The 6,184-nt window shown below is 33.1% G+C and carries 8 protein-coding genes; all 8 read left to right on the top strand.

What is annotated here, in order from left to right:
* Positions 1-257 precede the first annotated feature (257 nt).
* The 8 genes from EHR07_RS01420 (at position 258) to EHR07_RS01380 (ending at position 5,787) form a co-directional block, all read left to right on the top strand.
* The gene (locus tag EHR07_RS01420; protein WP_135743432.1) at positions 258-557 is read left to right on the top strand and encodes a type II toxin-antitoxin system HigB family toxin; all 300 of its coding nucleotides are present in this window, start codon (positions 258-260) and stop codon (positions 555-557) included.
* Complete coding sequence (locus EHR07_RS01415; protein WP_135743431.1) at positions 558-962, top strand: helix-turn-helix domain-containing protein; 405 nt, start codon at positions 558-560, stop codon at positions 960-962. It abuts the gene before it with no gap.
* A gap of 291 nt (positions 963-1,253) precedes the next feature.
* Complete coding sequence (locus EHR07_RS01405) at positions 1,254-1,499, top strand: CopG family ribbon-helix-helix protein (protein WP_135743429.1); 246 nt, start codon at positions 1,254-1,256, stop codon at positions 1,497-1,499.
* Entirely contained in the window at positions 1,499-1,915 is a 417-nt protein-coding gene (locus EHR07_RS01400; protein ID WP_135743428.1) for a putative toxin-antitoxin system toxin component, PIN family, read from the top strand. The genes EHR07_RS01405 and EHR07_RS01400 overlap by 1 nt, the downstream gene beginning before the upstream one ends.
* Before the next feature lie 212 nt (positions 1,916-2,127).
* The gene (locus EHR07_RS01395) at positions 2,128-3,279 is read left to right on the top strand and encodes a hypothetical protein (protein ID WP_135743427.1); all 1,152 of its coding nucleotides are present in this window, start codon (positions 2,128-2,130) and stop codon (positions 3,277-3,279) included.
* A 271-nt stretch (positions 3,280-3,550) separates the two neighbouring features.
* Positions 3,551-4,294, top strand: coding sequence for a TIGR04255 family protein (locus tag EHR07_RS01390; RefSeq protein WP_135743426.1), 744 nt, complete (start codon positions 3,551-3,553; stop codon positions 4,292-4,294).
* Positions 4,295-4,625: 331 nt separating this feature from the next.
* Positions 4,626-5,222 carry a hypothetical protein gene (locus tag EHR07_RS01385; RefSeq protein WP_135743425.1) on the top strand — a complete coding sequence of 199 codons (597 nt, stop codon included), beginning with the start codon at positions 4,626-4,628 and terminating at the stop codon, positions 5,220-5,222.
* Between the two features lie 220 nt (positions 5,223-5,442).
* Positions 5,443-5,787, top strand: coding sequence for a hypothetical protein (locus EHR07_RS01380; RefSeq protein ID WP_135743424.1), 345 nt, complete (start codon positions 5,443-5,445; stop codon positions 5,785-5,787).
* The last annotated feature ends 397 nt before the right edge of the window (positions 5,788-6,184 follow it).

Genomic DNA, 6,184 nt, shown 5'->3' with positions numbered 1-6,184 from the left:
GAAACGCTGCGCTTCGGCACTTACGGCCTCGCTTGGGCTTACGCCACATTCCCTTTCTGTCACTCGTTTGCATCCGCAAACTGCGTGCCAGTCCATAACGTCCCGTTTCGGGACTCAGGGTCAGGGAACGTCGTCTCCCCTAGTTCGTTATGCGAAATTTTCGGGAGTCTTTTTTTTATTAAAATGCGAGCGTCCGTGCTCGCTAGAAAAGGAAAAAAGTAGTTGTTACCATTTCGGTAACATGCTTCTATTGGTTTGTGAGGGTGATTTCGAGAAAGATTTTAAGAGATTTCTACTCTATTCCTAAATATTCTGACTCTAAAATACCTATCGAAGTTTGGTTTAAAGACACTTCCAGAACTAGTTGGAAATCTCCTTCTGATATCAAAGAAAAATACAGGAATGCTAGCTTTCTTAAAGATAATAAAATCGTTTTCAATATACACGGAAACAAATACAGATTAATTGTGAAGGTTCATTACAATTTACAGACGGTTTTCATTAGATTTATTGGAACTCACGAACAATACGATAAAATCAATGCTGAGGTGATTTAAATGAACATTAAACCTATTAAGAATCAAAAAAATCACTTAGAAGCTCTTGCTGAGATAGAAAAACTCTGGGATGCTAAGAAAAATACTCCCGAATACGATAAATTAGATGTTCTAATTACTTTAGTTGATGCTTACGAAACTAAAAACTATCCTATTGAAGATCCGGATCCAATTGAAGCTTTAAAATCTGTTATGGATGACATGAATATGAAAAGTGTTGATTTAGGAAATCTAATCGGTGGTCGAAGTCGCGCAACTGAAATCTTAAATCGAAAAAGAAAACTTACTTTGGAAATGATTAGAAAGATTAATCAAAATCTAGGAATACCTACGGACATTCTAGTAAAAGAATATAAAGTCAAAGCCACAAAGACAGGAAGAAAAAGAACGCCGTCCGTGGCGTAATAAATTCAATAAGCCCGAAAACTTCGCATAACAGCAACTAACCGCTTCACTTCGGGACTGGCGCCCTCGTTCGGTCTACGACACATAGGCTTTTGTCACTCCTCTTGCTTGCGCAAGCGTCGTGCCAATCCCTAACGTCCCCTTCGGGACTCAGGGAACAGCCTACGTCGGTTAGTCTAGTTCGTTATGCGAACATTGCGGGGAAGAATCGCCACATCCGTGTGGCGTTTGTAAGAAATCTAAAAAAAAGCAATTTGACAAATATACAAGTCTTGTATATTCTGGAAATATATGAATCAGACAGTTAATATCTCTTTCGAAAAAGCACTTTTAAAAGAAATTGATAAAATTGCAAAAAGAGAACATAGATCCAGATCTGAACTGATTCGTGAAGCAGCAAGGACTTACATTGAGAAAAAATCTAAGTGGCAAGCTATCTTTGATTTTGGCTCTAAATCAACAGGAAATTCAAATCTTACAGAAGCGGATATTTTTGGAGAAATTAAAGCCGTTAGAAGAAATAAAAAAGCTTCTTAATGTTTAAAGTCCTCTTAGATACCAACATTTACATTTCTGCGATTCTATTTAATGGAAAACCTAAACTAGTTCTACAAGATTTAATCGACGAGGCTTTTGTTGGCTATATTTCAAATGAAATACTCGATGAGATTGAAGAAACTTTAACTAAACCTAAGTTTAAACTTCCTAATGATTTTATTCAGTTCACTATTGAAGAAATCAGAAATGTAACTACTATTATTAAAAATAAACCTCTGAAAGATTATTTAAATTTAAGAGACAGAGATGATTTTCATATTTTAGAAACTGCTTTTTCTGCAAATGTAGATTTTCTTATAACTGGTGATAAGGATCTTCTTACTCTTGAAAAAATAAAAGGTTTAAAAATCATTACGCCTGATGAATATTTAAGAATCAAAGAGGAACTTAGCTAAGATTGCGACATCCGTGTCGCTCCCCGCAACGTCGCATAACAGCATGTAAACGCTGCACTTCGGGACTTACGCCCTCGTTTGGTCTCCGACACATTCCCCTCTGGCACTCCTCTTGCTTGCGCAAGCGTCGTTCCAGTCCCTAACGTCCCGTTACCGGGACTCAGGGTCGGGGAACGTCGTTTACACTAGTTCGTCATGCGAAAGTTGGAAAAATGATATACATTAACACAAAAAAAATAATAAATCATGATCTTAAATCTTTGCTTCAAGAAATTTATGGAAGCAGATTAAAGGAAATTGATTTCATTCATGTAGACGAAATTGGTAAATTAGTTAACAATTATATCTTAATTTCCAAAAGCAAGATTATAAAGATAAATCCGAATATCCACAATATAAATAAAATAAAGGATTCAGTTACACCAGATGAACTATCAATTAGGATTATTAACCAAAAACTAGAAAATATTGATTTCGATGACTATATCGAGAATAATAAAGTTAAATCAATATACATAGAAAACTCAAATATAAAAGAAATAAGGATAAATCAAAAAATAAAAGAAGAAGGAACAATATATTTAGAAATCAAAAATTCCAAAATTTTACATGCTTACATAAATCTATTTAGAAAAATATCGAATAACCAATCCTTTAAAGTAAAACATACATTTTCAAATCTAGAAACAGATTTAATATTCATTGAATCGGAAAACCAGAACGTAACTAACTTAGAAAATATAAAAACTTCGATTTTAAAAATATATACAGAAAGTGCTGAAATAACAAATTGCTCCTTCGCCTTTCCAATAATTTTGAATAAAAGCAAAACTAAAATTGATGTCAAGGATTGTGATCTAATATTTTCAAAGGAATCAAAAATTATACTTCGAAATTTAATCGAAAACCGACATACATCAAACATTTCATATAGCCAAATTTTGTCCTCTCTCAGATATTTAAATACATTAAATGATTCAGACTTTTTTAAAAGAAATTTAGAAAGAATCTATGCTTTTATTGATTCAAAAAGGAATTTTGCTACAAATTTTTTATATAATTATACCGAATATTATTATAATTATCAATATCCTTTCCTAGGAATAATAATATGTTTTCTAATATTTCAAGCATTCTGCCAAAGCCAAAATATAAATAATTTTAATTTAGAAATAAGCTATATTTTTAGACCTCTGGAATTCACTAAAGAAATACTATTAAAGGATTTCAAACTATCTCTAAATTTTCATAATATCTCATTTACTAAAATCATCTTAGGTATAATGAGTATAATTTTCTATTATTCTTCCTTTTCTTTCTTTTTAGCTATTAAGAAAAATCTCGGATATAGAAAAATTAATTAGAAATTCCAACCTTCGCATAACAGCGACTTTCCGCTACGCTTCGGCACAAGGCCTCGCTCGGGCTACGCCAAATTGTCCTCCTGGCATTCACCTTGCTTACGCAAGCTACATGCCAGTCCCTAACGTCCCTTCGGGACTCAGGGTCGGACAACTTCGGAAAGTCTAGTTCGTTATACGAAATGTGCTAATCATATATTAAGTAAATTATGTCTCTTTTTGGTTTACAAAATGAGTTACTTTATACTAATGTCGACTTAGAAAGATTCGGAAAATGAAAATTCCATCAAAAATTACACCAGATTGTATCCTAGAATCAATTTCCGAATTACGCTTTACATCCAAAATACCTGAAGAAGCAGTTTTCGGGTCAATTTATGGACATTTCAAGGATAGGTTTACAAATTTTGAAAATCTCCAAACTCTCCAAATTCCTGAACAAATAAGAAAGTCTGATTCTAATCTTTTATATGCTCCATTGTATAAGTTAAATTTCGATGATATATTTATTCAAATAGGACCACGTTCATTAAGTTTCCACAGCACAGAGAAATACATTGGATGGACGGCATTTTCAAGTAGAATTCATGAATTAATTAGTGAAATATTAAAGCTAGATATAATTGAGAATGTTCAAAGAGTTGGTATAAGATACATTAATTATTTCGAAACTAAAACTATATTAAAAGAGTCTAATTTATCGGTTAATTTCAATAATTTTGATCTTCAACCTTTCGCCCATAACATTATTTTAAATTATACGAAGCAGGACATAGGCTTAACTCTTAGAATTTATGAAAACGCAACTGTTTCTATAAATAAAAATGCATCGTTGGAAAACAAATTAGGGTCAGTTATTGATATAGATAGTTTCATAAATAATCCAAATTTGATAAAAAATGATACTGAGAAATTAATGGGTCTTCTAACCAGAACTCACGAAGCAGAAAAAGAATTATTTTTTTCATTACTTTCCGATGATTTAATTAAAAAACATAATCCAGAGTATCAAGATTAAAATGGAATCAATCACAAGAATAAACAGTCCTTCGTTATTAACCACTGCTTCGATAATTTTGGTTGTGTCGCCATTTATATACAACGACTTAAACCAGCAAACAGAATATCCTGGACAAAAGTCTATTAGTATGCCGAGTTACACAATACCTAGCGATCAGAATACTTCACGATCTTTACATAAGATTACGCCATCTGTTTTTACTGATCAAGAATTTAAAGAGTCGTTAGTTCAACTTGCAACAAATCTTTCTGAAAATTCAAAAAATATCGATAAGGATATTTCAGATATACTTAATAAAAGATTTCTCGATCTATTTTGAACAAATACAATGAATCATTCAGATGATTTAGATATATACCTCCCTAAATATTTATCATCTGATTCTGTTAAATCTTTAATTGATGAAATCAAAATGTTTCCAGAAAACATTGATTCACGGTTATATATAAACTCAAACTCTTTTACGGATATATTACAAGGTGATGGACTCAATGAATTATTAATTTATAATTTACCAAACCCTGAGCAAAAAATAGGATCTGGAATTATCATATCTAATTCTTGTGATATTAGTCCAGATAATGAAAAAGTATACAATTCAAGAGTAATGTATGCGCCTATTACTAGCGTAAGTAAATATAAAGCGTTACTTGAAGAAGACGGAATTGACAAAGAAAGAATCAATGGTCATTTACATTCAGCAAAAAAACAGCACATAACTCAATTCTTTTACCTACCTCAAGGAAATGGATTGGAGGAAGATCACATAGCCTTCTTAGATTTCATTATTAGCCTACCACAAGATTATTTTGTAGACAAAAGTGCTTTTACAAAAAGATTCACTTTATCGAATTATGGATTCTACCTACTACTCTTCAAATTATCGATTCATTTCTCTAGAATACAAGAAAAAGTATCTCGGTAAAGCACACTTCGTATAACAGCGACGAATCGCTGCACTTCGGCACTTGCGGCCTCGTTTGGGCTACGCCACATTCCTCTCCGTCACGCTTCTTGCTTCGCAAGAAGGCGCGCCGACGCTAACGCCTCCTTCAGAGGCTCAGCTACGAGGAACGTCGATTAGCCTAGTTCGTTATGCGGAATGCCAAAATAAAACCAAAAAGTAATTTAAAGGGAATACTTAAATGCTCCAAGAAAAAGATATTTCCATCATACGCGAAATACTTCATGCAACCGCAAATGGTCCTTTTTTCAAAGATAATTGGGAATTTTCTATCATCTTTGGCGTTACATTTGAAGAATTCTCACAAGTTGCAGCGAATTGGCCAAAAAACTCTTTACCTGAGGAAACAGTTTCTTTAGCAATCAACAACTGCTTCAACAATCTTCTTGGTTTTCCACATGGTTGTGAAAAAAACTGGAACGAATGGATTTCAATTTCCGAAGCTGAACTAAAAGTTGTCTTTGAACGATGGCGAAAACAAAGAGGACTTGAGAAACAAACTTCTTATTTTTCAGGTTTAGAATAAGCCTCAATCACTTAGTTTATTTCTTTGTATCAAATATACGCCTCATCCATAAAAGCTATAGCTGTCTATACATATATGTTGGCGGATTGAAATGATGCTTTAATTAATAGCTCGATTGAAAATAACAAATCAGATCTTATTGTTTACAGTTTTTATAACTTATAGTAAATTCAAACCACACTTATTAACCTTAAATTTAAATGGGAAGATTAATTTCTGAAGCAATATATTAAAAAAACATTATACTCAGTCCTGATTTTCTATAGTTTAATTACGATCATTTGGCACTACGCATAACAGCGGCTACTCACTGCGCTTCGGCACTACGGCCTCGCTTGGGCTGCGCCACATTTCCCTTCTGGCATTCGCTCGCATACGCAAGCTACATGCCAGTCCC

Origin of the sequence: Leptospira bandrabouensis, assembly GCF_004770905.1 — a bacterium.
Taxonomy (GTDB): Bacteria; Spirochaetota; Leptospiria; order Leptospirales; family Leptospiraceae; genus Leptospira_A; species Leptospira_A bandrabouensis.
Note: the sequence above shows the minus strand (reverse complement) of the source record. Positions and strands in the feature narration are given on the sequence as shown.

Excerpts from the sequence above, each read along its gene's own strand:
- EHR07_RS01385 (WP_135743425.1), top strand. The coding sequence starts at position 4,626 with ATGAATCATTCAGATGATTTAGATATATACCTCCCTAAATATTTATCA.
- EHR07_RS01405 (WP_135743429.1), top strand. The coding sequence starts at position 1,254 with ATGAATCAGACAGTTAATATCTCTTTCGAAAAAGCACTTTTAAAAGAA.
- EHR07_RS01380 (WP_135743424.1), top strand. The coding sequence starts at position 5,443 with ATGCTCCAAGAAAAAGATATTTCCATCATACGCGAAATACTTCATGCA.
- EHR07_RS01400 (WP_135743428.1), top strand. The coding sequence starts at position 1,499 with ATGTTTAAAGTCCTCTTAGATACCAACATTTACATTTCTGCGATTCTA.
- EHR07_RS01415 (WP_135743431.1), top strand. The coding sequence starts at position 558 with ATGAACATTAAACCTATTAAGAATCAAAAAAATCACTTAGAAGCTCTT.
- EHR07_RS01395 (WP_135743427.1), top strand. The coding sequence starts at position 2,128 with ATGATATACATTAACACAAAAAAAATAATAAATCATGATCTTAAATCT.
- EHR07_RS01390 (WP_135743426.1), top strand. The coding sequence starts at position 3,551 with ATGAAAATTCCATCAAAAATTACACCAGATTGTATCCTAGAATCAATT.